We start from the raw sequence: 26,632 nt of genomic DNA, 5'->3' as shown, positions 1-26,632 counted from the left end.
TTGTCACCCGCCCCGCTCGTACAGCGCGCGAACGGTGTCGACCGTATCGGCCTCAACAGGGGATTTGTCGTCGCGGTAGCGCACCACGCGGGCGAACCGGAGCGCCAGGCCACCGGGATAGCGGGTCGAACCCTGCACTCCGTCGAAAGCGATTTCGACGACCTGTTCGGGCCGCAGTCTCACCACGTACCCCTCGGTCGAGCCATCGGCGAGGTCGGTGAAGCGCCGGGTCTGCCATTCCAGCATGGCGTCGGTCATCCCTTTGAACGTCTTTCCCAGCATTACGAATCCGCCGGTGGCCGGATCGCGAGCGCCCAGGTGGATGTTGGACAGGGTGCCGGTGCGCCGGCCGGAACCCCATTCGACGGCGAGAACGACCAGGTCCAAGGTGTGCACGGGTTTGACCTTGAGCCAGCCGGCGCCGCGGCGGCCCGCCTCGTACGGTGCCGACAGTGACTTCGCCATCACGCCTTCGTGTCCGGCGGCCAGCGTGCGGTCCAGGAACTGTTGTGCCGCGGCGGTGTCGGCGGTCACCAGACGGTCGACCCGCTGGGCGCCGGGGACGAGCGTGTCGAGTGCGGTGAGCCGGTCCCGGGTGGGCAGATCGAGGAGATCTTCGCCGTCGAGATGAAGGAGGTCGAAGAAGAACACCGACAGCGGTTCGAGATCGCCCGGATGCTTGCGGCCGAACCGGGCAGCAGTGACCTGGAATCGGTGCGGCCGTCCATCGGGTCGCAGCGCGATGGCCTCGGCATCGGCGATCAGATCGGTAGCAGGAAGGGCGAGTGTGGCGGCGACGACCTCGGGGAGCCGGGCGGTGACATCGTCGAGACTGCGGGTATAGACCGAGACCGCCGATCCGGCGCGGTGGATCTGTACCCGCGCGCCGTCCAGCTTGGCTTCGAACACGGCTGTGCCGCCGAGTCGTTGGAGCGCATCGGTTATCCCGGTCGCGGTCTGCGCGAGCATCGGCCCGACCGGCCGTCCCGCGCGTAGCCGGAACTCCGCCAGGGCCGGCCGGCCCGCGGTGAGAGCTGCGGCCGCGACGGTGGGCAGGGCACCGGCCAGCATGGCCGCGCGCCGAACCTCGGCGGCGGGTATACCGGTAGCTTCGGCGACCGCGTCGGACATCACTCCCGCCAGCGCGCCCTGGCGCAACTCACCGCTGAGCAGCCGGCGCAGAAATGTCTGCTCGGTGTCGGACGCTGTCTCGAACAGATCGCGCACCAGTTCGGCGCGCACAGTTCGGGAACCCTTCCCGGAGACCTCCCCGATCCGAGTGAACCGCGCGTCGACGTCGGCGATCGTGAGCGTCGGCGTCGTAGCAGGCGGCGGCAGCGACCGCAGCGCCGCCCAGCCCACGCCGATCTGGCGTTGCGGCAATTCGCCGGACAGCCAGGACGCGGTCACCGCGACCAGTCGTGCGTCGCCGTGTGCTGCGACGCGGCTCAGCAGCGCGGCGATACGGCCGGTCTTGGCCAGCCGTGCCGACGCCGACGCGATATCGGCGGATGCGGCGGCGACCTCGGCGAACAGCACGTCGACAGCCTGGCATGCCCATCGGCTCCGGGCAATCAGCCGCCCCGCTATGTCTTCGCCGGCAACGCCGGAGGCCGAGTGGACAGCCCTCACGGCATACGGTGCCATCGCGCTCGCCGCTCGCCGCTCGCCGCTCGCCGCTCGCCGCTCGCCGCTCGCCGCTCGCCGCCCGGCGCCCCGCGCGCGTCACCAGCCTCGTGCTCGGCGACCCCGAGGTAGAGCCGGACGCTCCCGGGTACGGCGAACTCCTGGCGCAGGTGGCCGCCCCGAGTCTGGTGATCGCTGTAGCGCTGAGTCCACCGCGCGGTCCGCGAGGCCGCGATACCCGACGCCAGGCCCTTACCCGGCGGCACCCGCAGGTTCTGGAACTGCGGGGTGACCGCCCCCACGGTCTTGCGTACGTTCAGCTCCCGGGTGCTCGAATCGAACTCCGACAGATAGGCGATATCGGTGCCCATCATCTCGTGCGCGCGCGTCACCAGCCTTGCCGGCAAGGTATCCAGGTCGCGCGATTGCGCGCGCTCGAGAACAACTGGTCCGAGAGTGTGGCGGGCTTCGACGCGGCGGCTGACGGCGCCGTTGCCGATGAGACAGGTGAGACCGTGCGGCACCGCTAGAGTAGCCAGGCGTGCAGCCATCGACGGCGAGGGAATTCTCCGCATACGGATTGTCGCACTGGATCGTGCTCGCCGTGTTCGCCGCGGGTGCGCTGGCGGTCGTACTGCTCGGACGGAGGCAGCGAAGCATCGCCGACGCGCGCCGCTTCAGCCGGGCGTTCGGTGCGGTGACCCTGGTTCTGTATGTGGTGATCTACCTGTCCATGATGTTTCCTCCGACGATCGAACGCTCGGTTCCGCTGCGCCTGACCGATCTCGCGACCCTCGTCGCCGGCTACGCGTTGTGGTCGCATCGACGCTGGGCGTGCGCGCTGACCTACTACTGGTGCTTGACGTTGAGCACGCAGGCACTCCTGTCGCCGGTGCTGGAAAGCCCTGATTTCCCGCACTACGAGTTCCTGGCCTTCTGGGCGATCCACCTGCTCGTCGTCTGGGCGGCGATCTACCTGACCTGGGGTGTCGGTATCCACCCGGACTGGCGCAGCTATCGGTTCGCGGTGGCAGCGACAGTGACCTGGGTCGTGGTCACCTTCGCGTTCAATTCCCTCGCCGGCACCAACTACGGTTTCGTCAACCGGAAACCCTCGACCCCGTCCCTGCTCGATGTCCTCGGACCATGGCCCTGGTACCTGGGCACCGTGACTGTTCTGCTGCTCACCGTATGGGCGTTGATGACCTGGCCCTGGGTTCGAGCCGATGCCTCCTCGCCCGAGCCCGCGGGCCTGGATCGATGACTGCGCCCACTGCCGTTTCACGGGTATGCCCCGCCACTGCCGGGGCCGCCGACCGAACTCCCGGCTAGTCGAGAGTTATGACGGATCCATCTCCGAGCGCGACAGATTCGACGGCAGGCGCTGAATCGCATTCCCCGGCAGCGCTGGACAGCAAAGTCACTTCGATGCGCACCGTCGTATCGTCGAGCCTCGTCGGTACCACTATCGAATGGTTCGACTTCTTCGCCTACTCGACAGCCGCCGCCCTGGTGCTCATTTCACCTTCGGCATCAACTACGGCACAACACATCTCGGAATGTCGCGCACGTCGATGCTGATCGTCTCGGTTCTGTGTTCATTACTGGCCATCGCCGGGCTCCGGCCGGCCGGCCGACTGTCCGACAAGTAGAGAGTTGGGTGCGGCGCGCCTGCGGTGGATCGTCTCGCGCGGACCGCAGAATCGCTGACCATGGCGATTACTGTGGGACGCAGGTCCGCACTGATATTGCTGGCCGGGCTGCCGTTGCTGGCAACGGGGACGGCACGAGCACAGGCGGTGCTACCAGGGGTCGGTGTCGATCCGCACCGGGTGCCCTCGCGATACACGATGACGGCGTTCCGTGCCGATAGTGACACCACTTTGGTGGTGTACGAGTCGGTGGACGGGACGCGGTTCACGCCGGTGGCCGAGCATGCATATACGCCGCCGACAGGATTGGTTCGTGACCCCAGCGTGCTGTTGCACACCGACGGTTGGTACTACCTCACCTACACCATGGCCGCTGACGCGACCTCGATCGGTATGGCACGCAGCCGGGATCGGATCAGCTGGACGGCGATGGCTCCGGTGCCGATGCAGGTGCCCGGCCGCCTGGAGGGGGCGTGGGCGCCGGAGTGGTATGCCGACGCGGCGGGGCGGGTCGGGATCATTGTTTCACTGACCTGGGGTCATGGCTTCACCCCGCATCTGCTGGTACCACGCGGGACGGGGCTTTCCGCATGGACGCCGCCGATGCCGCTGCTCGGGTTGAGCCCCGGCGGTCCGGGTTCGCTGGGCTATATCGATACGGAGCTGGTGCGGCTGGGCGGGCGGGTGTGGGCGTTCGTCAAGAACGAGGACACGAAGCTGGTCGAGCTGGCGGTGGCCGATGACCCGCTGGGCCCGTATGAATTTGTGGCCGAAGGGGATTGGGCGGGCTGGGGTGGCCCACAGGAAGGGCAGTCGGTGGTGGTGCTGCCCGACGGCGGGCATCGCATCTATCTCGACGCCTATACCCAGGGCCGCTATCTCTACAGCGACAGTTACGACGGGTTCCGGACCTGGTCGGCGCCGGCCGAGCTGTCCGGGCTTTCCGGCGTTGTTCGGCACGGCACGGTGCTCACTGAATTCGGTTCCCCGACCACATCTTGATGGCCGGGGCCTCACCCGGCCGGCGCGCGGCCTGTATCGATCGACCAGAGCCGCGAAGGCGCGGCCGGCCGGTCGTGCCTTCGCGTTCGCACCGGGCCGCGGGTATCAGCGCGTCGCGCGTTCGCGGAGGGGTATTTCCAGATGGACGGTCTGGAATCCCGGACCGCTGTCGCGTGCGTCGTGGATGATGTGGCCCTGTGTCAGCCAGAACTCCAGCGCACCCTGTGTTCTGGCGTCTGTGTGCAGGTAGAGCCGGTCGAAATCCGGGGATTCGGTGACGTAATCGATGGCGGCGGTCACCAGGCGTCCGGCGAGCCCGCGCCGCTGGTGCTCGGGCCGGACATAGACGCGGAACAGTTGGGCTGTGCGCGGGTCCGGGTATTCCTCGGCGAGCCACCGCGGATGGGGCGGGTGCCGCGGGCCCTGCGCTCGGATCGCGGTGGTGGCTACGATCCGGCCCTCGTGTTCGGCGACCCACAGCCGATTGTGGGGGTGGCGCAGATAAGCGGTTCGCGGGTCGATGACATCCGCGTGGTGCTCGGGCCGGTAGCCGATGTCGAACACCTGGTAGAAGGTGTCGAGCATGACGCTGCGAGCCCCGGGAACATCGTCTTCGCCGGCGAGCCGGAACAGGTAGCCGGTGGTGCGGGATACGGTCATCGCAGTGCCCCCAATTCGCGGTCGAGTACTTCGATTCCTTCCACGGCGACCGGGCCGGGGCCGGTGTAGCCGAAGGGTACGACGATCATCCGGTTGTCCCGGATCGCTCGAAGGCGCGCCAGTTCGGGCCGTTCGCGCAACGCCTGCCGGACGGATTCGGGGGTCTGCTCGCCCTGGGTGAGCAGCACGATGATGTCCGGGTCCCGGTCGATCAGGGTTTCGGTGTTGATTTCGGAGTAGCGGATGTCGCTGTCGCCGAACGCGTTGTCCAGGCCGAGTATTCGCATTTGGCTGGATACGGTGCTGGTGCGGCCGTAGGCGCTGATCTTGGCGCCGTCCCGGGAGATGATCAGCGCGGCGGCGCGGAGCGGGGTGTGCGCCTTGTTCCGCCCGGCCACTTCATCGACGCGTTGGCGCAGTGAGGTGATCTCCGTATTCGCTGCCGCGCTGGTTCCGAAGAGCCGGCCGTAGAGTTCGATATCGGCGAAGATATCGTCGAAGCTGCCCGCCGCGTCGCGGCAGTAGCCCCGGGAGACGAGCAGTGGGATGTTCACTTGGGCGAGGTCGTCCGCGGTGACCGCGGCGCCTTCGAAGCTGACCACCACATCGGGGCCGCGGTCGATGATCTCCTCGCGCGCGATCTCACCGGTGCGGGAGGTGGTCTCGATACCGGCCAGTTCGTCGGCGTATTCGCCGGGGAAGGGTGCGGATTCGAAGGTGCGGGTGACGATGCGGTCGGCGGCGCCGGCGGCGGCGATGAGTGGTGCGGCGACGGAGCCGACGGTGACGACGCGTTGCGGAGCGTGGTCGAAGGTGACATCACGACCGCAGCTGGAGACGGTCATCGGGAAGCCCGCCGCGGCGGAGGTGGCGGCTTGTGGCGGGCCGGAGCAGGCCGTGAGAAGCGCGGCGGTGAGCAGCGCGACGCCTGGCAGGACGCGGTGCGTGCCGCGGGGGAGAGGGTTGGACACTGTCGTGGGTTTCCTTTCGGGGGAGAACTCAGTGCGGGGACTGCTGGAACCGGCGAACCAGTACGAGAAGTAGTGGTGCGCCGACCACCGCGGTGACGATGCCCAGCGGTAGTTCACGCGGTGCGAAGGCGAGCCGGGCCACCACATCGGCGACCACCAGGAACAGTGCGCCGAGCAGGGCCGATAGCGGCAGCAAGCGCCGGTGTCCGGCGCCGACGCACAACCGGGCGACGTGCGGGACGATGAGACCCACGAATCCGATCGCCCCCGCGACGGCGACGACACCGCCGATCGCCAGGGCGACGATCGCGAGGACGATCATTCGTAGTCGTCCGGGTGACAGGCCGAGTGCGCGAGCTGTGTCGTCACCGGCCGCGAGCATGTCCAACCGTGTGGCCAGTAGTACGAGAGCCGCGATCGCCGCCACGGTGACCGCGGTGGTCGTCGCGACCGACGACCAGGCCGCCGAGCCGAGCGAGCCGAGCAACCAGAACAGAACGGTGCGCGCGCCCTCCTGATCATCGGAGGCGAAGATGAGGAAGCTGGTCGCCGCGGAGAAGAGGTAGCCGATGGTGACACCGCCCAGCAGCAGTCGCAGCGAGGTCATCTGTCCGTTGAGGTGGGCGATCGCGAACAGGAGCGCGGTCGCGACCGCCGCCCCGGTGAACGCGCTGGCCGCGAGTGCTCCGGCGGCGACGGATCCACCGAAGAGCAGCGAGACCGCTGCTCCGGTGGAGGCGCCGGAGGTGACGCCGAGGATATGCGGGTCGGCGAGCACGTTACGGACCAGGGTCTGCAAGACAGCCCCCGCGACCGCGAGGGCCGCACCGACCAGGGCGCCGAGGAGTACCCGTGGGACGCGCACCAGCCACACGATCGAGTCCTGGGCGGTGCTCCAGTCCGCGGTCGCGGGTATACCGGCGGTGTGGTGGCCGATGATGCGCGCCACCGTGAGCGGTGGCACCGATACGGGGCCGAGACCGGTGGCCAGCAGGAGCACCAGCACCAGCGCGACGCCGAAGCCGCTGAGCCACCACAGCATTCGGGCGCGATCGCGTGCGTGGTCGAGGTCGTCGACGGGCTCGTCGGCCGGTCGGGTGGTGGTCATCGGGTTGCCGCCTCTTCTCGGACCCCGTTCCGGTCGGCCGGTTTCGTGGCGGGTAGCCGATCTCGTGGTCCGAACAGCAGTTGTGTCTCGCCGAACGCGGTGGTGCGGTGTACTCGGACCCCGTAGACCGGTTCGATGACCTCCGGTGTCAGCACTCGATCGACCGGGCCTGCGGCGGCGATCCGGCCGCGGTGCAGCAGGACGAGTGCGTCGCAGTAGCGTGCGGCGAGATTGAGGTCGTGCAGCACGATCAGAGTGGTGGCCGCCAATGCACGGACCAAGCCGAGTAGTTCGTGCTGATATCCGATGTCCAGATGGTTGGTGGGTTCATCCAGTAGTAAATGGTCGGCTCGCTGGGCGAGCGCGCGCGCGATCAGTACCCGTTGGCGCTCGCCGCCGGACAGTTGCGTGACGGGCCGGTCGGCCAGATGCCGGGCGCCGACGTGCTCGAGTGCCGCCGCCGCGGCGATTCGGTCACCGCGGGAATAGCCCCGTAGAGAATGGGTCCACGGAGCCCGGCCCAGCAGAACCGTGTCGGTCACAGTGGCCGGTGTCTCCGCGGGCGCTTCCTGCCCGACCACCGCGAGGCGGGCGGCCAGAGATCTGCCGCGCAGTGTCCGGACCGGGATATCGTCGATGGCGACGACACCGGAATGCGGGCGCAGCGAGCGGTATATCGTCCGGAGCAGGGTCGATTTGCCCGAGCCGTTCGGACCGATGAGTCCGACGGTGGTGCCCTGTTCGACGACCAGGTCGATATCGTCGAGGACGGGCGCGCCGGCGTAGGAGAAGGCGATACCCGAGGCGTTGATCATTGTGGGACCGCCACGGTGGTCGTGCTTGTCATCGGTGAGTTCCGCCTTTCGTCGTGGGCGTTTGCCGAGGCAGTGGTGTCCCGGCGGCGGGCAGGATTCCGCGCCCGCGCAGGACGAGAATTCCGAGGGCCGACAGGACGCCGACGGCTGTGCAGCAGAGGGCCGGCGGCCACGCGAAGGGGCTGCCGGATCGGTCGACCAATGCGCCGAGTCCAGCGGTGGTGCTCACGGTGAAAACCCCAGAGGCCAGGTAGAAAGCGCCGAAGTAGCTGCCGGTGAGCGCGTCTCCGGCGAAGCGGGGGATGGCCTCGTTGACGAAGGGCTGGACCATTGCGACACCGATCGCGAGTACGACCGCGCCCGCCAGGACCGGTAGCAGGCGGATCGTGAGCGCGAGCGGTCCCGCGCCGCTGGGTGCCGGGTAGAGCGCGGCCGACGGAGGCAGCAGGAACGCGGCGCCCAGCAGCGCCATCCCGGCCGCCATCGCCGGGCCGCGGTCCGGCCGAATGCTCAGGGCACGGGTGATCGGCACCTGGCACGCGACCACGGCGACCGTCTCCACGAGGAACAGCGCAGCCACCGCCGCCGGCCCGGCCAGTTGCTGTACCTGCAGGGTGAACAGGAAGTAGATCTGGCTCTGCAACGCGAACATTCCCATGAGGGCTACGGCGAAACCCCAGAAGCGGAGATCGGTGAACACCCGCACGAGATCCGCGCCGAGCGTGGTGTGCCGGGCCGCAACGGTAGACGCGGGTAGCAATATCAACTGGGCGACGGTCAGTGCCGCGAACACTGCGGCCGCGGCGACCGCGGTGAGCCGGAAACCCGCACCCAGCAAAAGCGTTCCGATCAGCGGCCCGATCGCCGAGCCGGTATTTCCCATCACGTTGAACAGGGCGAAAGCATGTGCCGATCGATCGCCGCCGGCGCGGGCGATGTATGCGCGAACGGCCGGATTGAACAGCGCTCCGGCGAACCCGGTGAGTACGGAGCCGAGCAGCACCACCGGCAGCGAACCACCGACCGCAAACATCGCGAACCCGGCCGCCCGGATCGCGGCCCCGGCGATGATGACACCACGTGCGCCGAGCCTGTCCGAGGCCGTTCCGCCCACCAGGAAAAGGCCCTGCTGGCTGAGATTGCGGACGCCGAGTACTACCCCGATCACGGCCGCCGAGAGCGCGAGATCGCTGAGCAGATAGTCGGCCAGGAAGGGAATCAGCATGTAGAAGCCGATATTTCCGAGCAGATGATTGATCAGCAGCAGTCGCACGGACAGTGGAAAGGTTCCGAATGAACCGGGACTGCTCACCGATCGCTCCCGGACGGGGGCGAAATACCGAGCCGGAGACCGAGACCCGGCGCTCGGTGGGGCGCCCGTGCCTCGGATGAGGTGTGTCCATCTGCGGGCCGCGCCCCGAAGTCACCTGTTACGGCGCTCGATACCGGTCCGGCCGAATGGATTCTCACAGCACACCCTCTCACTGAGAGGAGAATGATAACCGTTTGCATTTAATTCGGCCAACGCGCGGCTCTCCGGTCGCCGGTGGAGAACGAGGATGCTCGGTCGAGTCGAAACGGATCGAGACGGATCGAGTCTGGCGTGCTCAGCTCGCGACGGCGTCGTGCGGGGGGTTCTCTCGGCAACGGGAGAGGCCGGCACGGTCCGGTGTGCCCACGTGACTGTTGGAACGCACTACTCGCTTCGTTCCGCGCCGGTCGGCGGCGGCCTGGCCAGCTGGTGTAGATCGCTCCGGTTCTGGACCCACTCCGATGTCGACAACGGGACCGGGGTGGTCGGCCACGCAACTACCGTCGTGAGCGACTGGCCGAACTACACAACCGAGTTCGGCGGTGGTTCCGGCGTGATCTACGGGATCGACCACCGGATGAATCCGCACTCGGCGCGGTCCCGATCGGTCCGCCGGCGGCGGACCGGCGCCGGCAGTGCTCCACACTGCAGGTGACATATCCCACCGAAAGGTTGGCTGCGCCCCCACCGCAGGGCATCCCTCCACTACGTGTTCGCCTACGGCTGGAAGGACCGCCATGACCACGACCGGCCGAGATCAGCACGCCGATCCGAGCGAGAACGCCATCCCGACAGACCCGGTCGCCCCGCCGGAGACCGGCGGGAACCGGCCGAACCTGCTCGACCAGATGGGCGGACCCCTGGGTTTCGTCTACTCCACTATCCCGGTCGTCGTCTTCGTGACCGCCAACGCCTTTCTGCCGCTTGCGCTCACCCTCGCGATCTCGATCGCACTCGGACTCGGACTCACCGTCTTCCGGCGACTTCGCGGTGAACGCCTCAGCGCCGCGGTCGGCAGTCTTCTCGGCGTCGCCGTCACCGCCGCCATCGTCGCCTGGACCGGGTCGGCGAAAGACTTCTTCCTGATCGGAATCTGGGCTTCGCTCGCCGGATTCGTCGTCACCTTCGGATCCGTGCTGGCTCGCCGGCCCCTTACCGGAGTCGTCTGGAACGCTCTGCACGGTGGCGCCCACCTCTGGCGGGCCGATCCCGCGGTACTACGCGCACATGACATCGCGACATTCGCCGCGGCGGTGGTGTTCGGATCCCGCTTCGCGATCCAGCAGTGGCTCTATCTCGCCGACAGCACCGGCGGGCTGGGTGCCGCGCGTATCGCCATGGGTACTCCGCTGACCGTATTGGCCGCGCTGGTCGTTTTCTGGGCATTCCGGCGCAGCACCCAGCGCCTGGTGAAGCAGGAGTGACGTATTCCTCGGTCAACTCGTGCCTACGCGCGACAACCAGAAATCAGGGCAAGCCGGTGGACCGACCGGACCGGCTTCGAGGGGCTGCCAGGGCGATTGCGCACTACTCACAAAGGTATGCCGAAATCATGGCCACACGAACCGTTTCCGGCCCTGGGAGCTTCGTTACGGGTTTTTCCCTTGCCGGCGCCGGTGGAGTACTCCACTGGCGGTACCCATAAGTGGGCATCGAGAATATTGGTCAAAATGGCGTAGGTGGCGAGCCGAGACCGCATCGTTCGACGCGAGCCGGCAGGACCGCACCGGCTTCGAGGGCACCGCCCAGGACACAAGACTGTTCGCAATCGCAGGGCGCGTCTTCAGCATTCGCTTTCCGCGGGAATGCCGCGCAGGCGTTCGTCCAGCCAGATCACAGCCTCGGGGTAGCCGAGTCCCGCCGCGATGACGTGTTCGCCGAGCACACTGCGGTAGACCGCGGTGACGCCGAGTGAGCACTGCTCGCTATAGAGGTTGCGCGCGCCGGCGGCCGGGATCCAGAACTCTTGTTCACCGTTGTAGATGTAGAGCGGCGTCGCGGACGCGAGTCCCGCCATCCGGGTCACCTCGTAGATATCGCGTGCCAGTGTCGATTGCAGTGGGTCGGCGATATTCGCGGCGATATCGATCGGTAGCAGCAGCACGCCGGGCAGCGCGAAAACGCGCACGCACTGGTCTTTCATCGGCGAGGTGGCCACCCACTGTGCGAGGTTGTTCATCCGGGCCAGGATCTCGGGCCGTTCGCGCGCGATACCGAAGACGGCCGCCATGAACACGGCCGAGGCCAGATTGCCGTTCATGCTGCGGGCCAAGATCTCGTAGTCGGCGGGCACCCCGCCGAGCGCCGCACCGACCAGCGCCGGTGCGAGATCGGGCGCATAACTCTCGATCAGTTTCACCGCGCCGTGCGTGGCGATCGCGCCGCCGGAATAGCCGGTCATCGCGAACTTGCTCGCGCCGAACTCGTCCGCCCGCCAGCCGCGTACCGCGCGTACCGCATCGAGTACCGCGTGGCCCGCGACGTAGGGCTCGGCGTAGGCCATCAGCGGGCCCTCGTGATCCGGAATGAGCACTGCGTAGCCACGCAGCACCGCCAGGTGGGTGGTGGGCGGCACGAAGTCGGTGAACGCGCTGTCGGACGAGAAGCCGTGCGCCAATGTGTAACCCGGCGTGCAGTGTCGGCCGAGAGCGTCGATCGGGAGGTTGTTGACCACCACCGGCCGCGCTCCGGGCACCGGCGAGGCGGTCGCCGGAATCACCAGCGTGGCCGTGGCGAAGGAAGGGCGATCGTGCGCGTCGGTGGTCCGGAATTTGAACAGCAGCGCCTGCCGGATCGGCAGCACGACCAGCGGCGCGGCCGAGGCTGTGATGTCGCGGACCTCGATCACCGCACCCGGGGCGAAGTCGGCGAGATCGGCCGGCCACACATCGAACATCGGGTCGCCGACCGGCGCCGGCAGCACCGCCTGGCGCAGCGCCGCGAGCCCCGGCGTCATACCGTCCGTCTCCTCCATCGGCACCGGTTGGGGCACCGGCGCGATCGGCGGCGGCGGAATCACCCGGTCGATCCACTGCTGAATATCGGGCAGGACAGCGCCGTTCGCGGCTGCGGGCGGTGGAAATACCGGCAGTCCGGGGAACGGGAGGCCGGGCGGCTGGGCGGCAGCCTGACCGGTGAGCAACGGCACGATGACGAGCAACGCGAGAGCGCCGGCACGCAGACATCTCATGGCACACACCCCTGGGTGCGACGTCGATATATCTGGCACCCGAGGAAATGCGGGTCTTTATCCCCGAAACGTCCCCTGTGATATCGGGGCCAGGGGCTCAGAGTACGTGACCGGGAGTCGGTTGCCGCGTTACGTCACGAGATCGAGCCGACTTGCTGCCGATTCGAGATAACCCAGCGCTCAGGTTGTTGCCCTCGATGATCACCGTCGTCGCTTCGGCAGCACCGGCGCCGACTCGTCGGAGCCGCCGCCGATGTTGCGGTCATCCCTCGGTCCCGTCCGGTCGCCGCGTCTACAGATACGAGACCCTTCTCGGCCGCGGTTCAGGTGGCCGTATGGGGATGTGTCACAGTCCGAACCGTCATCTTCTCCGGCTGATGACAAATGCCGACCGCCAGAGTGGGTCGGCTCGATGCCGGTGGCTACTCTTTGCTCGTGTGAAAGCTCTTCCAGCACTTGTAGCTACCGTGCTCGTCGCTTCTATGACGCTGCTCGGTGGACAATCCGCCAGGGCGGAACCGCCCCCGCCCCCCGCGCCGGGACCCCCGGGCTCTTCTCCCTTGCAGGAATGGATCGACAACACCATACCGGCGCCGCAGTTGGCTCCTTCGTCGCCGACACCTCCCGCACCGCAGCGACCCGCCGATGACCGGCAAGCGGCATTGTGGCAAGCGATATTGCCGTCTCCGACCGGGGATCCGATATTCGATACCTGGCCCGACGACCTCGCCGGGGCGAGTCCCGGCCAGTTGCTCGAAACACGGGACGTGACAGCAACAGCAGCGACACTGGCGGCGGTGCCGATTCAGCGTGCGCTGCTGCTGAAATTCCGGTCTACCTCGGCATCGGGTGCGCCGTCGTTCGGAACCGCGACCTTGATCACCCCGGCGGCCCCGTGGACCGGACCGGGGCCTCGGCCGGTGGAGGTGAACGCGCTCCCGATCAACTCCCTCGGGGCACACTGCACCCCAGGGTTTCAGATGTCGCACGGCATACTCGAAAAGCCCAATACCGATCTCACGGTGTTTCTGCCATCCGTATGGTGGGCCCTCGGTCAGGGGCACGCTGTCCTTCTTCCCGACCATGAGGGCCCGCTGATGGCGTATGCCGAGCCGAATGTCGCCGGGCAGGTGATGCTCGATTCGATTCGCGCTACGCGGGCCGTGGAGACGAACACCTTCCACGACAGTCGTTTCGTGGTCAGCGGTTACTCGGGTGGCGGGATCGCCGCCTACGCGACGGCGATGCTGCTGCACGAGTACGCGCCGGAGTTGGCCGATGTCGTTGTAGGGGTGGCCTCGGGCGGAGTGGTCACCGATAACAGGAACGTCGCCCACCGGTTCAACGGCAACATCTCCTCCGGAATCCTTCTGACGGTGGCACTGGCGGTGGCACGCGAGCATCCCGAGTTGCTGCAGTACATGAACAATCTGGCGCAGTGGGTGGCATCATCGCCGGTGAAGGAGATCTGCGGCGATGCCAGCGGGCCGCTCGGCGTGGTCGGATTCCCGATGGACGTCGTGGCGAATATCGGTAACCCGCTCGACAGCCCGATCGCCGAGAAGACGTTCGAGACATTGGGCTTGGCCGACCGGAGATCAGCTGTGCCGCTGTATATCTACCACGGAGCACACGATCCCTGGATTCCACTCGAGGACGCCGAGCGTACGTACCGGCAGCAATGTAGCCGCGGTGTTCCGGCCGTCTTCCGCGTCGTGCCCGGCGAACATTTGATCGGCTACGCCACCGGCGCTCCTGAGCTCGACAACTGGATCCTGGCGAGGTTGCGGGGCGAACCGGCACCGAGCGAATGCTGAGGCCACACCAGTGCGTGCACGAATAGGTTGACACCGTAACGCGCCCACCTCGCCGGCTCGTCCGCTGGGACGGTCCGGCGGGGTGGTCGCTGGAAACCCTGCCGCCCACCCCGGCAAGGCAGGCGAAACACGGCCGCACGGGAGGTGATCGCCTCCGCGCGCCGCGGCACCTCCCGAGGCTCAGTCCTGGTTCCCGGTGTCCTTGATCGCCGAGACCTCGAATTCCAGGACGACCTTGTCGGCGACCAATACGCCACCGGTCTCCAGCGCGGCGTTCCAGGTGATCCCGAAATCTTTGCGGTTGATCGTGGCCGACCCTTCGAAGCCGACCCGGGTGTTACCGAACGGGTCGTCGGCCTGGCCCTCGAACGTGAACGGGACCGTCACGGACCGGGTGATTCCCTTGATGGTGAGGTCACCGGTGACATCGAAGGTGTCCGGGCCGGTCGGGGTGATCGCGGTCGAGCGGAAGGTGATCTCCGGATGCTCCTCCAGTCCCAGGAAATCGAGACTGCGCAGATGCTTGTCGCGATCGGCATTGCGGGTGTCGATACTGCCCGCCTGGATCGTCACCTCGCCCGATGAGTTGGCCGGGTTCTCGCTGTCGAAGTAGGCACTGCCGGTGAACTCGTTGAACGCCCCGCGCACCTTCGTCACCATCGCATGCCTGGTGACGAAACCAACTCGGGTGTGTGCCGGGTCGAGTACGTAGGTCCCGGTCAATTCCTGCACATTCGTCGCGGTCGTCATCGCGGTCCTCCCAAGTCGGTAGTTGATGTATCACCCAGATGGTGCGCCGAGGTTGATGATATGTCAACTAATGCGCTAGCCTGGTCATATGACCGAGACGCGATGGCTGGATGAGCGGGAGCACGGCGCTTGGCGGGGGTATCTGAGGATGCACACCCAGTTGGTCGCCCGCCTGCACCGGCAACTGCAGAACGACTCGGGACTCTCGCTGTCCGATTTCGACGTCCTGGTCCAACTCACCGATCAGCCGGAGCCTCGGATGCGCGTGGGCGAGCTGGGGCAGGCCCTGCAATGGGAGAAGAGCCGGCTGTCCCATCATCTCGGCCGGATGCAGCGACGCGGGCTGGTGTGCCGCGAGGACTGCCCGGACGATGCGCGTGGCGCCTTCATCGTGCTCACCGCGCAGGGCCGCGCGGCCATCGAACAGGCGGCGCCCAGGCATGTCGAAACCGTCCGTGAGCTGGTATTCGACGCGCTCACCGACGATCAGGTGGAGGCGCTGGCATCGATCGCCGACAGCATTCTCGAGCGACTGGACGATTCGGCCTAGACGGAATCCGGTATTCCCGGGGTGTGGCGCAGCGCTTCGGGTGAGTTCCGGGTAGCAGCTTCAGCGGAGGACGGAGGTTGTCACCGGCCGATTGCTTGTGCGCGGCCGCTGGTCTCGGGGATGCGTTCGAAAACGGCGGCAAGTCCCTGTCCACCGCCGATACACATGGTTTCCAGGCCGAAACGGCCCTCGCGGCGGTCCAGCTCGCGGAGCAGGGTGGCCAGGATACGGGCCCCGGTGGCGCCGACCGGATGTCCCAGTGAGATTCCCGAACCGTTGGGGTTGAGGCGCTCGTCGTCGGGCTCGAGCTTCCACTCGCGCAGCACGGCCAGGGTTTGTGCGGCGAAGGCCTCGTTGAGCTCGATAACCGACATATCGTCGAGTGTCAGACCCATTCGTGCCAGCGCTTTTTCGCTCGCCGGGACGGGGCCGATGCCCATGGTGCGCGGGGGCACCCCGGCGACTGCCCAGGACGCGAGGCGGGCCAGGGGCCGGAGTCCGAGAGCGCGGGCTCTATCGGCAGTGGTGACGACGCAGAGTGCGGCCCCGTCGTTCTGGCCGCTGGCATTACCGGCGGTGACGGTGGCGTCCGGGTCGATACTCCCGCGGATCGGGCGCAGGCGCCCGAGGGCTTCCACCGTGGTGTCGGCACGGGGGTGTTCGTCGGTGTCGACCACGATCGGATCGGCTCTGCGCTGGGGTACGGCGACTCCGACGATCTCTTCGGCGAACCGGCCGGACTGCTGCGCGGCGACCGCGCGCCGATGCGACTGCACCGCGAGGGCGTCCTGGTCGGCTCGGCTGATGGTGTACTCGGCGCGTAGGTTCTCGGCGGTTTCGATCATTCCGCCCGGTACCGGGAAGTTTTTTCCGCCGGCGCTGACCCGCGCCCGGGCGAGCCGGTCGCTCAGGGCGACGCCGTCGCCTTTGATCCCCCAACGCATCCCGGTGGCGTAGAACTCGGCCTGGCTCATGGATTCCGCACCGCCCGCGAGTACCAGATCACTGCCGCCGGTGGCGACCTGCATACAGGCCTGGATCACGGCTTGCAGTCCTGATCCGCAGCGCCGGTCCACCTGCATACCGGAGACTTCCACACCGAGCCCGGCGTCGAGCGCCGCGACGCGGCCGATCGCCGGGGCCTCCCCGTTGGGGGAGGCCTGGCCGAGGATGACGTCGTCGATCTGCCCGGCGGACAGGCCGGTGCGATCGAGCAGTTCGGTGATCAGGGTCGCGGCCAGGGTTTCCGGCGCGATAGCTGCGAGTACTCCGCCGAACCGGCCCACCGGTGTGCGCAGGGGTTCGCAGATGACGGCGTCGAGCATGGCAATTCCTTCGTGCGGTGTCAGGCGCGGTTGTGGATCCGCGCGAGATCGGCGCCGATGGCGGCGGCGGTGGTCAGCAACGGGGGCAGCAGGTCGGTGCGGACGCTGTCCGCCGTGTATCGGGCGGCGTGGGTGGAGATGTTCACCGCGGCACATACTGTCCCGGTGTGGTCGCGGATCGGCGCGGCGATCGACCGCAGACCCTCCTCGAGTTCCTGGTCCACGAGGCAGTACCCGGTGTCATGAGTCCTGCGTACCTGTTCGCGGAGCTCATCGGTGGTGAGGACGGTGCGGTCGGTGAGCGGGGACAGGGTGACCTCGGCCAGGTACTTCTCGAACGCTGATTCGGAAAGCCCGGCCAGCAGGACGCGGCCCATCGACGTGCCGAATGCCGGGAAGCGGGTGCCGATAGTGATCGATACGGTCATGATCCGGCTGACCGGGACACGGGCGACGTAGACGATGTCCTCGCCGTCGAGGATCGACACCGAAGTCGATTCGCGCACCTGGGTGGCCAATGTTTCCAGGTGGGGTCCCGCGACTTCGGGCAGGCTCAGGCTGGACAGATAGCTGTAGCCGAGTTCCAGGACCCGGGGCGTGAGCCAGAACAGCGAACCGTCGGTGCGGACGTAACCGAGTTCCACCAGGGTCAACAGGAATCGGCGCGCGGTCGCGCGGGTCAGCTCGGTGGCTTTGGCGACATCACTGAGCGTCCGCCGGGGATGGCCGGCGTCGAAGGCGCGGATTACGGCCAGGCCGCGGCCCAATGATTGGACGTAATCCGGTGAGGGTTCGGTCATGGTCGATATGGTTCCTCGTCGGTAGGGTCGGCCGCGGTGTCGTCGGCCGGGCGGGGCCCGACGCCTTCGGCGAGTGCCGCCTTGCCGAGCCCGAAAGCGAGGTTACTGTTCGGTACACCGGCGTAGACCGCCGTATGCAGGAAGACCTCCGCGATCTCGTCCGGGGCGACGCCGGCCCGCAGTGCCGCGCGGATATGCATATCGAGTTCGTGCGTATTGCCGAGGGCGGTGAGCACGGCCAGGGTGAGCAGACGCCGAGTGTGCCGGTCCAGGCCGGGGCGGCTCCAGATATCGCCCCAGGCGGTGCGGGTGATGAAATCCTGGAACGGCTCGGTGAACGCTGTGGTGCCGGCTACTGCCCGGTCGACGTGCGCGGTGCCGAGGACCGCCCGCCGGACGTGCATTCCCTGGTCGAAGGCCGCGCTCCGTTCGCGCCGGCTCGCGATGTGCGCGGCGATCAGCGACGAGACCGGTCCGGCTTGTTCGATACTGGCCAGATGAGCGGCCGGGTCGAGCACGTGCAGAACGGAATTCGCGATTCCGTCGGCGAGGCTGCGCATATCGCCGGGGGTGATGGCCGGGTCCTGGGCGCCGGCGATCACCAGCGTGGGCGCGGTGATGCGGGCGAGATCGGGCCGGCCGTCCCAGTGCGCGAGGGCGGTGCAGCAGGCGGCGTAGCCGTCGTCCGGTGTGGCCGCGACCATAGCGCGGCTGCGGGCGATGAGGCCGGGGTCGCGTTCGGCCAGCCCGGCGGTGAACCAGCGGTCTACCACGGCATCGGCGATGGCGGCGGTACCGTCGGCGCGGACTGTGGCGGCCCGGTCCAGCCAACCTTGCGGGGTGCCGAACTTCGCGGCGGTGCACAACAGAGTCAGGGTGTGCACCCGGGACGGCGTGTAGGCCGCGATGTGCTGGGCGACCGCGCCGCCGAGCGACAACCCGACCAGGTGCACCGTATCCCGGTCGAGGCGGTCCAGCAGGGCCAGTACATCGGCGGCGAGTTCGGCGACCGTGTAATCACCGGTGGGAGCGGAGGATTCGCCGTGACCGCGCAGATCGACGGTGACGACCTCGTGGCCGGTGGTCAGTGCGGCCACCTGCGGTTCCCACATCGATCTGTGGGAACCGAGTGACCCGAGCAGCACGACGGTGGGTGCGCCGGTTGCGGGCCCGGTGGCCTGATAGGAGAGTTCGACGCTCGTAGTCGAATCCACCGTGTCTGCGTCCATATCACCTGCTCCGTTCGATCCCGGGAAATGCTGGGTGGAAGTACCTGTCACAGTGGGCCGTCGGCCGGTGGAGTGTCCGGTTTCCGCTCATCGCCGCGCTGCGCCAGGGCTCGGGTCACGAATTCGGCCGCGTGTCCCAGATAGCCGGCCGGATCGAGTAGCTCGCGCACCCGGTCCGTGCCCAGGTATCCGATGATGGTGGGGTCGGTGGCCAGGGCCGGGGGCTCCGCGGTGGCGGCGGCGGTGACGATCTCGCGTGCGCGGTCGGTGTGTTCGGACAATGCCGCGGTGACCCGTTCGGCCAGTAGCAGACCCCCGGTGACGGCGAGATTGCGCGACATCGCCTCGGGATGGACCTGTAATCCGGTCAGGCTCTGGGCCAGCCGATGGGCGGCTCCGCCGGTGAGCCGCAGCAGATCGGTCACGGTCTCCCATTCGGCATGCCAGGCGCCGGCGGCGCGCTGGAGTTCGTGATCCATCGCGCCGAGCGCGTCCGCGACCAGGCCGGGTACCCGGCGGGCGGCCGCGCGGGCGGTGATCGCGGCGATCGGATTTCGTTTGTGCGGCATCGCCGAGGAACCACCGGGAGTACCCTCGCTGACCTCACCGATCTCGGTGGCCGACAGCACGACGATATCGGCGGCGATCTTGGCGACCGCTCCGGCGGCGGTGCCCAGGGCGGTGGCGAGTTCGGCGATCGGCGTGCGGTCGGTGTGCCAGGGTATGCGCTGGAGTGCCAGTCCGAGTTCCGCGGCCAGTGCGTCGGCCACCGCGGGTCCGTGTGGATAGAGTGCCGCGAGAGTTCCTGCGGCGCCGCCGAATTGCACGGGCAGGTCTGCCAGCGCCGCTGTTACTCCGCCGGCCGCTCGGTCGAGGCCGACGCACCAGCCTGCCGCCAGCGTGCCGAAAGTGGTGGGCAGGGCTTGCTGGCCCAGAGTGCGGGCGGCCATGGGAGTGTCGCGATGAGTCCGGGCCAGGTCCGCGGCGGCATTCGCGCCGGTACGTAGCTCCTCGATGGCCACGGCCCCGGCTCGCTGCGCGAGCAGCAGCAGCGCGTTGTCGAGGATATCTTGACTGGTGGCGCCCTTGTGGACAGCGGCCGCCGGGACTCCGGCCGCGGCGCACGCTTCCCGAAGTTCGCCGACCAGCGGGATCACCGGGTTACCACCGGCGACCGCCGCGGCGCCGAGTCGCCGAGGGTCGAGCCGGGTGGCCAGGTCCCGTCCCGTCGCGTCGATGGCGTCCGCGGATGGCCTGTCGAGTACGCCTACCGTCGCCTGGGCTCGGGCCAGCGCGCATTCCACCTCGATCAGAGCGGCGATCCAGGCGCGGTCGGACAGGACAGCGCCGAGTTCGGCGGCCCCGAACAGCGGGTCGAACAGCTCTCCACGCGGCACGCGGGCTCCTAGAAGTAGAAGAACGGCGTCTCGGCACCGTCCGGGTCGGCGTCCTGGACCACGATGTCGAGGTGGTAGCCCTCATCGGTGGTGGTGGCGATCAGCTTGTGCCGCTGGGATTCCGGTAGTGCGCACAGCACCGGATCGGCGGCATTGGCGGATCGCTCGTCGGGGAAGTAGAGCCGGGTGATGAGCCGGTTGAGCATGCCCCGCGCGAAGATCGACACATTCAGATGCGGTGCCTCGGTCGCACCGTCACCCGCCGGGTTGGCGCCGGGCTTGACCGTGGTGAACCGGGCGGTCCCCGAGGCGTCGGCCGGGCAGCGGCCGAACCCGCGGAAAGCCCGGTCGGTCTGTGCGCGTGGGTCGTCGGGATGTTCGAAGACGCCGTCCGTGTTGGCTTGCCAGACCTCTACCAGAGCGTCCGCGACGGGAGTGCGAGCACCGTCGCTCACCGTCACAGTGACGGTGAGCGATCCCTCGGTTCCCGGAGTGACCACTTCGGGTCCGTCCGGCCAAGGCAGTCCGATGTGGAGGAAGGGCCCGACGGTCTGCGACGGGGTCGGCCCGAAGTCGGCGGTGGTGAAGTCGCCGGGGGTGCCGGGGTACCGGGGTGCGAATTCGGTGTCATTCATCGTGGTCGTCGTCCTCCTCGAAGGGGGTTGCGTCGCGACCGCGCAGCACGATGTCGAATCGGAAGCCCAGCGCCCAGTTGTCTTTGGTGGCGGTGTAGTCGAACGCGCTGACCATGCGCTGGCGGGCGCCGTCGGGGACTGCGTTGTAGATCGGGTCCTGGAAGAACATCGGGTCGTCCGGAAAGTACATCTGGGTGACCAGACGCTGGGTGAAGGCGCGCCCGAACAGCGAGAAATGGATATGGGCGGGCCGCCACGCGTTGTGGTGGTTACGCCACGGATAGACGCCCGGCTTGACGGTCGTGAACGAATAATGACCGTCGCTGTCGGTGAGGGCACGGCCCACGCCGTCGAAATGCGGGTCGAGGGGAGCGGGCCACTGGTCGCCCTGGTGTCGGTAGCGCCCAGCGGCGTTGGCCTGCCAGATCTCGACCAGCGTGTTCGGTACCGGTTTGTGTTCGCTGTCGAGGACCCGCCCGTGTACGACGATCCGCTGTCCGATCGCTTCGCCGTCCCGGGCCAGAGTGAGGTCGGCGTCCGCCGCGGTAACCCTGTCTTCGCCCAGGACCGGTCCGGTGAGCTCACCGAGGCGCTGCGGTAGCAGTACCAGCGGCTGCTTGGGGTGGCGGAGTGCGGTGGTGCGGTAGTCGGCGAAGTCGAGTGGAGCTTCCTCGTTCTTGTCGATACCGCGGTACCGCGGTGGCAGTTGGAGCATGCGCACGACCTCGTGTTCGGAATGTGGACATTGTATCGGTATGCGAACAGCATAGGACGCCGGAGGGTACGGGACAAGGGTGTCCACTACGCCGTTCGCGATGCGTACGTAGGTTCACAATACGCACATGTGCGGTTACAGTGGATCGCGTGATGGACAAAGTCATTGCCACAGCCGCTGAAGCGGTCGCCGATATCCCCGACGGCTCGTCGCTCGCCGTCGGCGGGTTCGGGCTGGTCGGCATCCCGGAAGTGCTGATCAACGCGTTGCTCGAACAGGGTGCCGGCGATCTGGAAGTCGTCAGCAACAATTGCGGCACCAACGGGTTCGGCCTCGGTGTCCTCCTGGCGGCGCACCGCATCCGCCGCACGGTCAGCTCCTATGTCGGCGCGAACGAGGAATTCGCCCGTCAGTACCTGTCCGGTGAACTCGAGGTGGAACTGACCCCGCAGGGCACTCTCGCCGAACGGATGCGCGCCGGCGGTGCCGGTATCCCGGCTTTTTTCACTCCCGCCGGCGTCGGTACGCAGGTGGCCGAGGGCGGGCTACCGCTTCGATACGACGGCGCCGGGGGGATCGCGGTGGCGAGCCCCCCGAAGGAGACCCGGGAGTTCGACGGCATCACCTATGTCCTCGAGCGCGGCATCGTCACCGATTACGCCCTGGTCCACGCCTGGAAGGGTGATCGGCACGGCAATCTCGTCTATCGCGCCAGCGCCCGCAACTTCAACCCGCCCGCCGCGGCGGCGGGACGGATCACGATCGCTCAGGTCGAACATCTGGTGGATCCGGGCGAGCTGGATCCCGACGAAGTGCATACCCCCGGAATCCAGGTCCAGCGGGTGCTGCACGTCGGCAAGGTCGAGGTAGGTATCGAGAACAGGACGGTCCGCGCATGACACTGACCCGCGAACAGATGGCGGCCCGGGTCGCCGCCGAACTCGCCGACGGCCAATATGTCAACCTCGGGATCGGTATGCCCACCCTGGTACCGAACTATCTGCCCGACGACATCACCGTTGTCCTGCATTCGGAGAACGGGGTCCTCGGTGTCGGCCCGTATCCCACCGAGGACGAACTCGATCCCGAGTTGATCAACGCGGGCAAGGAAACCATCACTGTGCTGCCCGGCGCCTCGTTCTTCGATTCCGCGCAGTCGTTCGGCATGATCCGCGGCGGTCAGGTCGATATCGCTGTCCTGGGGGCGATGCAGGTGAGCGCCCGGGGCGATCTGGCCAATTGGATGATTCCCGGAAAGATGGTCAAGGGTATGGGCGGGGCCATGGATCTGGTGCACGGGGCGCGCCGGGTGATCGTGATGATGGACCACGTCTCCCGTGCGGGGGAGCCGAAGATCCTCACGGAGTGCACCCTGCCCCTGACCGGTACGGGCTGCGTGAATCGGATCATCACCGATATGGCGGTACTGGATATCACCGACACGGGGCTGGTCCTCGTGGAGACCGCGCCCGGAGTGAGTGTCGCGGAAGTCCGGGCCGCGACCGGCGCCGATATCGAGGTCGTGCCCGAATTGCTGGAACGTGCCGGCTGAGAACGCGCGTGCGGTCACTGCCGGGCTACAGGGCGGGGAGGTTGCCCATCGCCGTCCGGATCACTTCCAGGAACCAGCGCTGTGGGGCGCCGCGCTCGGGTGCGTGCCTCGTGTAGGCGGCCACTTCGACCGGTTCGATCGGCCAGGGCAGCCGGAAGATCCGCACGGAGTGGGTCCGGGCCAGGGCGCGGGCGACCCGCTCGGGCACGATGGCGACCAGCTCGCTGTCCTGCACTACATAGGGCAGCGTCGCGAACCGGGTGACGCGCACCGCGATGCGGCTCTCCAGATGGTGTTCTACCAGGGCCTTGCGTGGCCCGAGATGGCCGGTGCCGCCGTCGACCACTACGTGTCGTTCCTGTTCGAGATCGGCCTGGACCGGTGCGGCGGTGTGCAGGCGGGGGTGGTCGGCGGCGACCATTCCGGCATACCCCTCGGTGAACAGGGGAGTCCGGCGCAGCCGCGGCGAGTCGAGTACCGGGCTGGCCACGATGGCGTCCATTTCGCCGCGGGCCAGCTGATCAGCCGCGCTCTCGAGGTCGAATGCCCGTACCCGCAGCCCGGCTCGCGGGGCCTGCGCCGCCAATTCCGCCAGAACCAGCGGCAGTACCGTCACCTCGCCCAGATCGGAGAGCCCGAGGGTGAACCGGGTGGGCCGGCTGGGGTCGAATTCGGCGGTGGCGCCGAGTGTTTCGGTGACCTTCGCGAGCGCCGCGCGCAGCGGTGGGTACAGTCGCTCGGCTTCGGAGGTCGGCAGCAGGCCACCGGGGCCGCGCACGAACAGTTCGTCGTCGAGCCTCCTACGCAATTTGCCGAGCCCGTAGCTGACGGTCGGCTGGGTGACGCCGAGGAGATCGGCCGCGGCCGTAACGCTGCGCGTCTCGTAGAGCAGGACGAATGTGCGTACCAGGTTCAGATCGAAATCGGACGCCATAGATCTCCTCTATTCAACTTCGAAAAAACATCTATTGGATTTCTGATGGACGCCACTTTAGCGTGAGTGCCATCACAGTCCTGTGTCGGCGTATACGACCGGAAATCAGAAATGAACGTGTCACCATGAACAAACTGTTGTCGTGGCCGGCTCTCTTGTGCTGGCTCACCGTGCTGCTGGACGGGTACGACCTCGTCGTCCTCGGCGCGGTCATCCCCACTCTCATCGATGAGAACCACGTGGGATTCACCGCCGCGAGCGCTACCTTCGCCGCGACCGTTTCGCTGATCGGTGTGGCCATCGGCGCCGCGGGCGTCGGACCGCTGGCCGACCGATACGGCCGCCGCTCGGTGCTGCTGGCCTCGATCGGGTTGTTCTCCGTGTTCACGATCGCGGTGCCCTGGGCCGGATCGGTTGCCGTATTCGGCGCCTTCCGATTGCTGGCCGGACTCGGGCTCGGTGCGTGTATGCCGACAGCGCTCACCTTCATGGCCGAACATATGCCCGCCTCACGCCGGGCGTTCGCCAGCACCTTCACCATGACCGGCTACCACGCCGGTGCGGTGCTCGCGTCACTGCTCGCGCTCTGGCTGATCCCGAGCTGGGAGATCCTGTTCTACGCCGGCGGTGTGGCCGGATTGCTGCTCCTGCCGTTCGTCTGGTTCAAACTGCCGGAAACCGACGCCTACCTGCAGGCCCGTGCGAAATCGGAACGAATCGGCCCGACGGTCGTGTTGCAACGCAGATATCTGCGCACCACGCTCGGTGTGTGGGTCGGGTCGTTCATGGGTCTGCTGCTGGTCTACGGCCTGAACACCTGGCTGCCGAAGCTGATGCGCGATGCCGGGTACAACATGTCCACCTCGCTTACCCTGCTGCTGGTACTGAACGTCGGGGCGATCATCGGCCTGGTGGTCGCGGGGACGCTCGCCGACCGTCGCGGTACCAAACCGACGATCCTGGTATGGTTCGCCGCCGCCGCGGTATTGCTGGCGCTGCTGAGTGTCGAGGTCTCCAGCACGGTCGTGCTCAACGCGCTGGTCCTGGTCACCGGAATCTTCGTCTTCTCGGCCCAGGTGCTCGTCTACGCCTACGTTACCCAGGCCTATCCCGCCGAGGTCCGGGCCACCGCTCTCGGTCTCGCCTCCGCCGTCGGCCGGCTGGGCGCCATCTTCGGACCGACTATCACCGGCGCGCTCATCGTCGCCGGCTCGGCCCATCCGTGGGGCTTCTACTTCTTCGCGGTAGTCGCCGGGATCGGGCTGCTCGCGCTGGCGACGGTGCCCCGGCTGATCGACCGGACGGCGAGCCCGCCGGCCGAAATATCTGTGACCGGATCCGACGATGTGAAGGAGTACGCCTCGTGACAACCACCCGGACCCAGATAGCCATTGTCGGGGCGGGCCCGGCGGGCCTGTTGCTCTCGCATCTGCTGCACCGCTCCGGAATCGACTCGGTCGTCGTCGATATCCGCAGCCGGCACGATATCGCCACCACGATCCGCGCCGGCATCCTCGAAGCGGGCTCGGTCCGCACCCTGGTGGACACCGGTGTCTCCGACCGTGTGGTCAGCGACGGCGACCGGCACGACGGCGTCGTGTTCCGGTTCGGCGGGGACAACCACCGCATCGATTTCCAAGAGCTGGTCGGCGAATCCGTATGGCTCTACCCGCAAAACGATGTCTTCGTCGACCTGGCCGCACGCCGGGAGGCCGATCAGGGCGATGTGCGCTACGAAGTGGCCGATACCGCGGTCGATATCTCGTCGCAGCGTCCCGTCGTATCGTTCACCGGCGCGGACGGCCGCCCGGCCCGGATCGAAGCGGATCTGGTGGTCGGCGCCGACGGTTCGCGGTCGATCTGCCGCAAGGCCTACCCGGCGGGTACCCGCGGCGAATGGTTCCGTGAGTACCCATTCGCCTGGTTCGGTTTTCTCGCCGAGGCCCCGCCGTCGCATCCGGAACTGATCTACGCGCATTCCGAACACGGATTCGCACTGGTCAGTCAGCGCACGCCCACCATGCAGCGGATGTATTTCCAGTGCTCGCCCGGGGAGCGCCCCGAGAACTGGGACGACGACCGGATCTGGGCCGAGATGCGCCGCCGGGTCAACGGCAACGGTTTCGAAATCGTGGAGGGGCCGATCAGCGCGAAGATGGTGCTGCCGTTCCGGTCCTTCGTCACCGCGCCCATGCGCCACGACCGCCTACTGCTCGCGGGTGACGCCGCCCATACGGTTCCGCCGACCGGCGCGAAAGGGTTGAACCTCGCTTTCGCCGATGTGCGAGTACTGCACGAAGCGATCACCGATTTCCTCGCCGGCGCCGGGGAAGGAGCGCTCGACAATTACACCGAGCGTGCCCTCGACCGGGTGTGGAAGGCGCAGCACTTCTCGTACTGGATGACCACGATGCTGCATGCGATCGAGGGGGCCTCCCCGTTCGATATCGAGCGTCAGCGTGGTGAACTGGCACTGGTCACCGGGTCCCGGCACGGCGCCGCCTATCTGGCGGAGGCCTATACGGGTTGGCAACAGGCGGCGTAGGGCCGACCGGATCGACGCGAGGAGTCCGTGACGAGATTCGCTCGCTC

General features: G+C 67.5%; 26 protein-coding genes. 10 read left to right on the top strand and 16 right to left on the bottom strand.

What is annotated here, in order from left to right; translation table 11 throughout:
- Positions 1-3: 3 nt before the first annotated feature.
- Entirely contained in the window at positions 4-1,539 is a 1,536-nt protein-coding gene (locus tag IEY68_RS00465; protein WP_058856494.1) for an ATP-dependent DNA ligase, read from the bottom strand.
- A gap of 89 nt (positions 1,540-1,628) precedes the next feature.
- On the bottom strand, positions 1,629-2,177 hold the full coding sequence (locus IEY68_RS00460; RefSeq protein WP_189093960.1) for a hypothetical protein: 549 nt from the start codon (positions 2,175-2,177) through the stop codon (positions 1,629-1,631).
- Here IEY68_RS00460 and IEY68_RS00455 point away from each other — a divergent pair.
- The 3 genes from IEY68_RS00455 to IEY68_RS00445 all read left to right on the top strand — a co-directional run bounded on the left by IEY68_RS00455 (position 2,168) and on the right by IEY68_RS00445 (position 4,280).
- Positions 2,168-2,890, top strand: a complete 723-nt coding sequence (locus IEY68_RS00455; RefSeq protein WP_058857102.1) for a YwaF family protein — start codon at positions 2,168-2,170, stop codon at positions 2,888-2,890. The genes IEY68_RS00460 and IEY68_RS00455 overlap by 10 nt on opposite strands.
- A 208-nt stretch (positions 2,891-3,098) precedes the next feature.
- Entirely contained in the window at positions 3,099-3,278 is a 180-nt protein-coding gene (locus tag IEY68_RS00450) for a hypothetical protein (protein WP_156426432.1), read from the top strand.
- 60 nt (positions 3,279-3,338) lie between these two features.
- Positions 3,339-4,280 carry a glycoside hydrolase family protein gene (locus IEY68_RS00445; RefSeq protein WP_058857107.1) on the top strand — a complete coding sequence of 314 codons (942 nt, stop codon included), beginning with the start codon at positions 3,339-3,341 and terminating at the stop codon, positions 4,278-4,280.
- A gap of 105 nt (positions 4,281-4,385) precedes the next feature.
- Here IEY68_RS00445 and IEY68_RS00440 read toward each other — a convergent pair whose 3' ends face one another.
- Genes IEY68_RS00440 through IEY68_RS00420 form a run of 5 tightly spaced genes read right to left on the bottom strand, consistent with a single transcriptional unit; the run spans position 4,386 to position 9,146 of the window.
- Positions 4,386-4,940: a GNAT family N-acetyltransferase gene (locus IEY68_RS00440; protein WP_058857101.1), complete on the bottom strand. Its 555-nt coding sequence runs from the start codon at positions 4,938-4,940 to the stop codon at positions 4,386-4,388.
- Complete coding sequence (locus IEY68_RS00435) at positions 4,937-5,911, bottom strand: ABC transporter substrate-binding protein (protein ID WP_058857100.1); 975 nt, start codon at positions 5,909-5,911, stop codon at positions 4,937-4,939. The genes IEY68_RS00440 and IEY68_RS00435 overlap by 4 nt, the downstream gene beginning before the upstream one ends.
- Positions 5,912-5,939: 28 nt before the next feature.
- Positions 5,940-7,019, bottom strand: a complete 1,080-nt coding sequence (locus tag IEY68_RS00430) for a FecCD family ABC transporter permease (RefSeq protein ID WP_058857099.1) — start codon at positions 7,017-7,019, stop codon at positions 5,940-5,942.
- Positions 7,016-7,834 carry an ABC transporter ATP-binding protein gene (locus IEY68_RS00425; RefSeq protein WP_082681683.1) on the bottom strand — a complete coding sequence of 273 codons (819 nt, stop codon included), beginning with the start codon at positions 7,832-7,834 and terminating at the stop codon, positions 7,016-7,018. The genes IEY68_RS00430 and IEY68_RS00425 overlap by 4 nt, the downstream gene beginning before the upstream one ends.
- Before the next feature lie 28 nt (positions 7,835-7,862).
- Entirely contained in the window at positions 7,863-9,146 is a 1,284-nt protein-coding gene (locus IEY68_RS00420; protein WP_058857098.1) for an MFS transporter, read from the bottom strand.
- Between the two features lie 737 nt (positions 9,147-9,883).
- On the opposite strand from IEY68_RS00420, the gene IEY68_RS00415 reads away from it, so the two are divergent.
- The gene (locus IEY68_RS00415) at positions 9,884-10,570 is read left to right on the top strand and encodes a DUF3159 domain-containing protein (protein ID WP_058857096.1); all 687 of its coding nucleotides are present in this window, start codon (positions 9,884-9,886) and stop codon (positions 10,568-10,570) included.
- A 359-nt stretch (positions 10,571-10,929) separates the two neighbouring features.
- Here the strand turns inward: IEY68_RS00415 and IEY68_RS00410 are convergent, their stop codons facing one another.
- Complete coding sequence (locus IEY68_RS00410; RefSeq protein WP_058857095.1) at positions 10,930-12,336, bottom strand: lipase family protein; 1,407 nt, start codon at positions 12,334-12,336, stop codon at positions 10,930-10,932.
- 797 nt (positions 12,337-13,133) lie between these two features.
- Here IEY68_RS00410 and IEY68_RS00405 point away from each other — a divergent pair.
- On the top strand, positions 13,134-14,153 hold the full coding sequence (locus IEY68_RS00405) for a lipase family protein (RefSeq protein WP_229718543.1): 1,020 nt from the start codon (positions 13,134-13,136) through the stop codon (positions 14,151-14,153).
- A gap of 180 nt (positions 14,154-14,333) precedes the next feature.
- Here the strand turns inward: IEY68_RS00405 and IEY68_RS00400 are convergent, their stop codons facing one another.
- Positions 14,334-14,903, bottom strand: a complete 570-nt coding sequence (locus IEY68_RS00400; protein WP_058857093.1) for a YceI family protein — start codon at positions 14,901-14,903, stop codon at positions 14,334-14,336.
- Between the two features lie 88 nt (positions 14,904-14,991).
- Here IEY68_RS00400 and IEY68_RS00395 point away from each other — a divergent pair, with 88 nt between their 5' ends.
- The gene (locus tag IEY68_RS00395) at positions 14,992-15,453 is read left to right on the top strand and encodes a MarR family winged helix-turn-helix transcriptional regulator (protein ID WP_058857092.1); all 462 of its coding nucleotides are present in this window, start codon (positions 14,992-14,994) and stop codon (positions 15,451-15,453) included.
- An 80-nt stretch (positions 15,454-15,533) separates the two neighbouring features.
- On the opposite strand, the gene IEY68_RS00390 is transcribed toward IEY68_RS00395, so the two are convergent.
- From IEY68_RS00390 to pcaH, 6 genes are read right to left on the bottom strand one after another with little or no spacing between them, the layout of a single operon-like run.
- On the bottom strand, positions 15,534-16,778 hold the full coding sequence (locus IEY68_RS00390; RefSeq protein ID WP_058857091.1) for an acetyl-CoA C-acetyltransferase: 1,245 nt from the start codon (positions 16,776-16,778) through the stop codon (positions 15,534-15,536).
- 20 nt (positions 16,779-16,798) lie between these two features.
- The gene (locus tag IEY68_RS00385; protein WP_058857090.1) at positions 16,799-17,578 is read right to left on the bottom strand and encodes an IclR family transcriptional regulator domain-containing protein; all 780 of its coding nucleotides are present in this window, start codon (positions 17,576-17,578) and stop codon (positions 16,799-16,801) included.
- Positions 17,575-18,807 carry a bifunctional 3-oxoadipate enol-lactonase/4-carboxymuconolactone decarboxylase PcaDC gene (gene pcaDC, locus IEY68_RS00380; RefSeq protein ID WP_058857089.1) on the bottom strand — a complete coding sequence of 411 codons (1,233 nt, stop codon included), beginning with the start codon at positions 18,805-18,807 and terminating at the stop codon, positions 17,575-17,577. The genes IEY68_RS00385 and pcaDC overlap by 4 nt, the downstream gene beginning before the upstream one ends.
- A gap of 47 nt (positions 18,808-18,854) precedes the next feature.
- The gene (locus IEY68_RS00375; protein WP_058857088.1) at positions 18,855-20,204 is read right to left on the bottom strand and encodes a lyase family protein; all 1,350 of its coding nucleotides are present in this window, start codon (positions 20,202-20,204) and stop codon (positions 18,855-18,857) included.
- 8 nt (positions 20,205-20,212) lie between these two features.
- Complete coding sequence (pcaG, locus tag IEY68_RS00370) at positions 20,213-20,839, bottom strand: protocatechuate 3,4-dioxygenase subunit alpha (protein ID WP_058857087.1); 627 nt, start codon at positions 20,837-20,839, stop codon at positions 20,213-20,215.
- Positions 20,832-21,554: a protocatechuate 3,4-dioxygenase subunit beta gene (gene pcaH / locus IEY68_RS00365; protein WP_058857086.1), complete on the bottom strand. Its 723-nt coding sequence runs from the start codon at positions 21,552-21,554 to the stop codon at positions 20,832-20,834. Before pcaH ends, pcaG begins: the two co-directional genes overlap by 8 nt.
- A 152-nt stretch (positions 21,555-21,706) precedes the next feature.
- On the opposite strand from pcaH, the gene IEY68_RS00360 reads away from it, so the two are divergent.
- Together IEY68_RS00360 and IEY68_RS00355 are read left to right on the top strand one after the other, a co-directional pair.
- A complete protein-coding gene (locus IEY68_RS00360) occupies positions 21,707-22,453 on the top strand; it encodes a CoA transferase subunit A (protein ID WP_058857106.1) in 747 nt (248 codons plus the stop codon).
- Positions 22,450-23,106: a CoA transferase subunit B gene (locus tag IEY68_RS00355; protein WP_058857085.1), complete on the top strand. Its 657-nt coding sequence runs from the start codon at positions 22,450-22,452 to the stop codon at positions 23,104-23,106. The genes IEY68_RS00360 and IEY68_RS00355 overlap by 4 nt, the downstream gene beginning before the upstream one ends.
- Positions 23,107-23,131: 25 nt before the next feature.
- On the opposite strand, the gene IEY68_RS00350 is transcribed toward IEY68_RS00355, so the two are convergent.
- Positions 23,132-24,040 (bottom strand): LysR family transcriptional regulator, encoded by a 909-nt coding sequence (locus IEY68_RS00350; protein ID WP_058857084.1) that lies wholly within the window; start codon positions 24,038-24,040, stop codon positions 23,132-23,134.
- Positions 24,041-24,165: 125 nt separating this feature from the next.
- On the opposite strand from IEY68_RS00350, the gene IEY68_RS00345 reads away from it, so the two are divergent.
- Entirely contained in the window at positions 24,166-25,407 is a 1,242-nt protein-coding gene (locus tag IEY68_RS00345; protein WP_058857083.1) for an MFS transporter, read from the top strand.
- Entirely contained in the window at positions 25,404-26,585 is a 1,182-nt protein-coding gene (locus IEY68_RS00340; RefSeq protein WP_058857082.1) for a 4-hydroxybenzoate 3-monooxygenase, read from the top strand. Before IEY68_RS00345 ends, IEY68_RS00340 begins: the two co-directional genes overlap by 4 nt.
- The last annotated feature ends 47 nt before the right edge of the window (positions 26,586-26,632 follow it).

The organism is Nocardia jinanensis, from assembly GCF_014645735.1.
GTDB lineage: Bacteria > Actinomycetota > Actinomycetes > Mycobacteriales > Mycobacteriaceae > Nocardia > Nocardia jinanensis.
The sequence above is the reverse complement of the archived record's forward strand: the minus strand, read 5'-3'. Positions and strand labels throughout refer to the sequence as shown.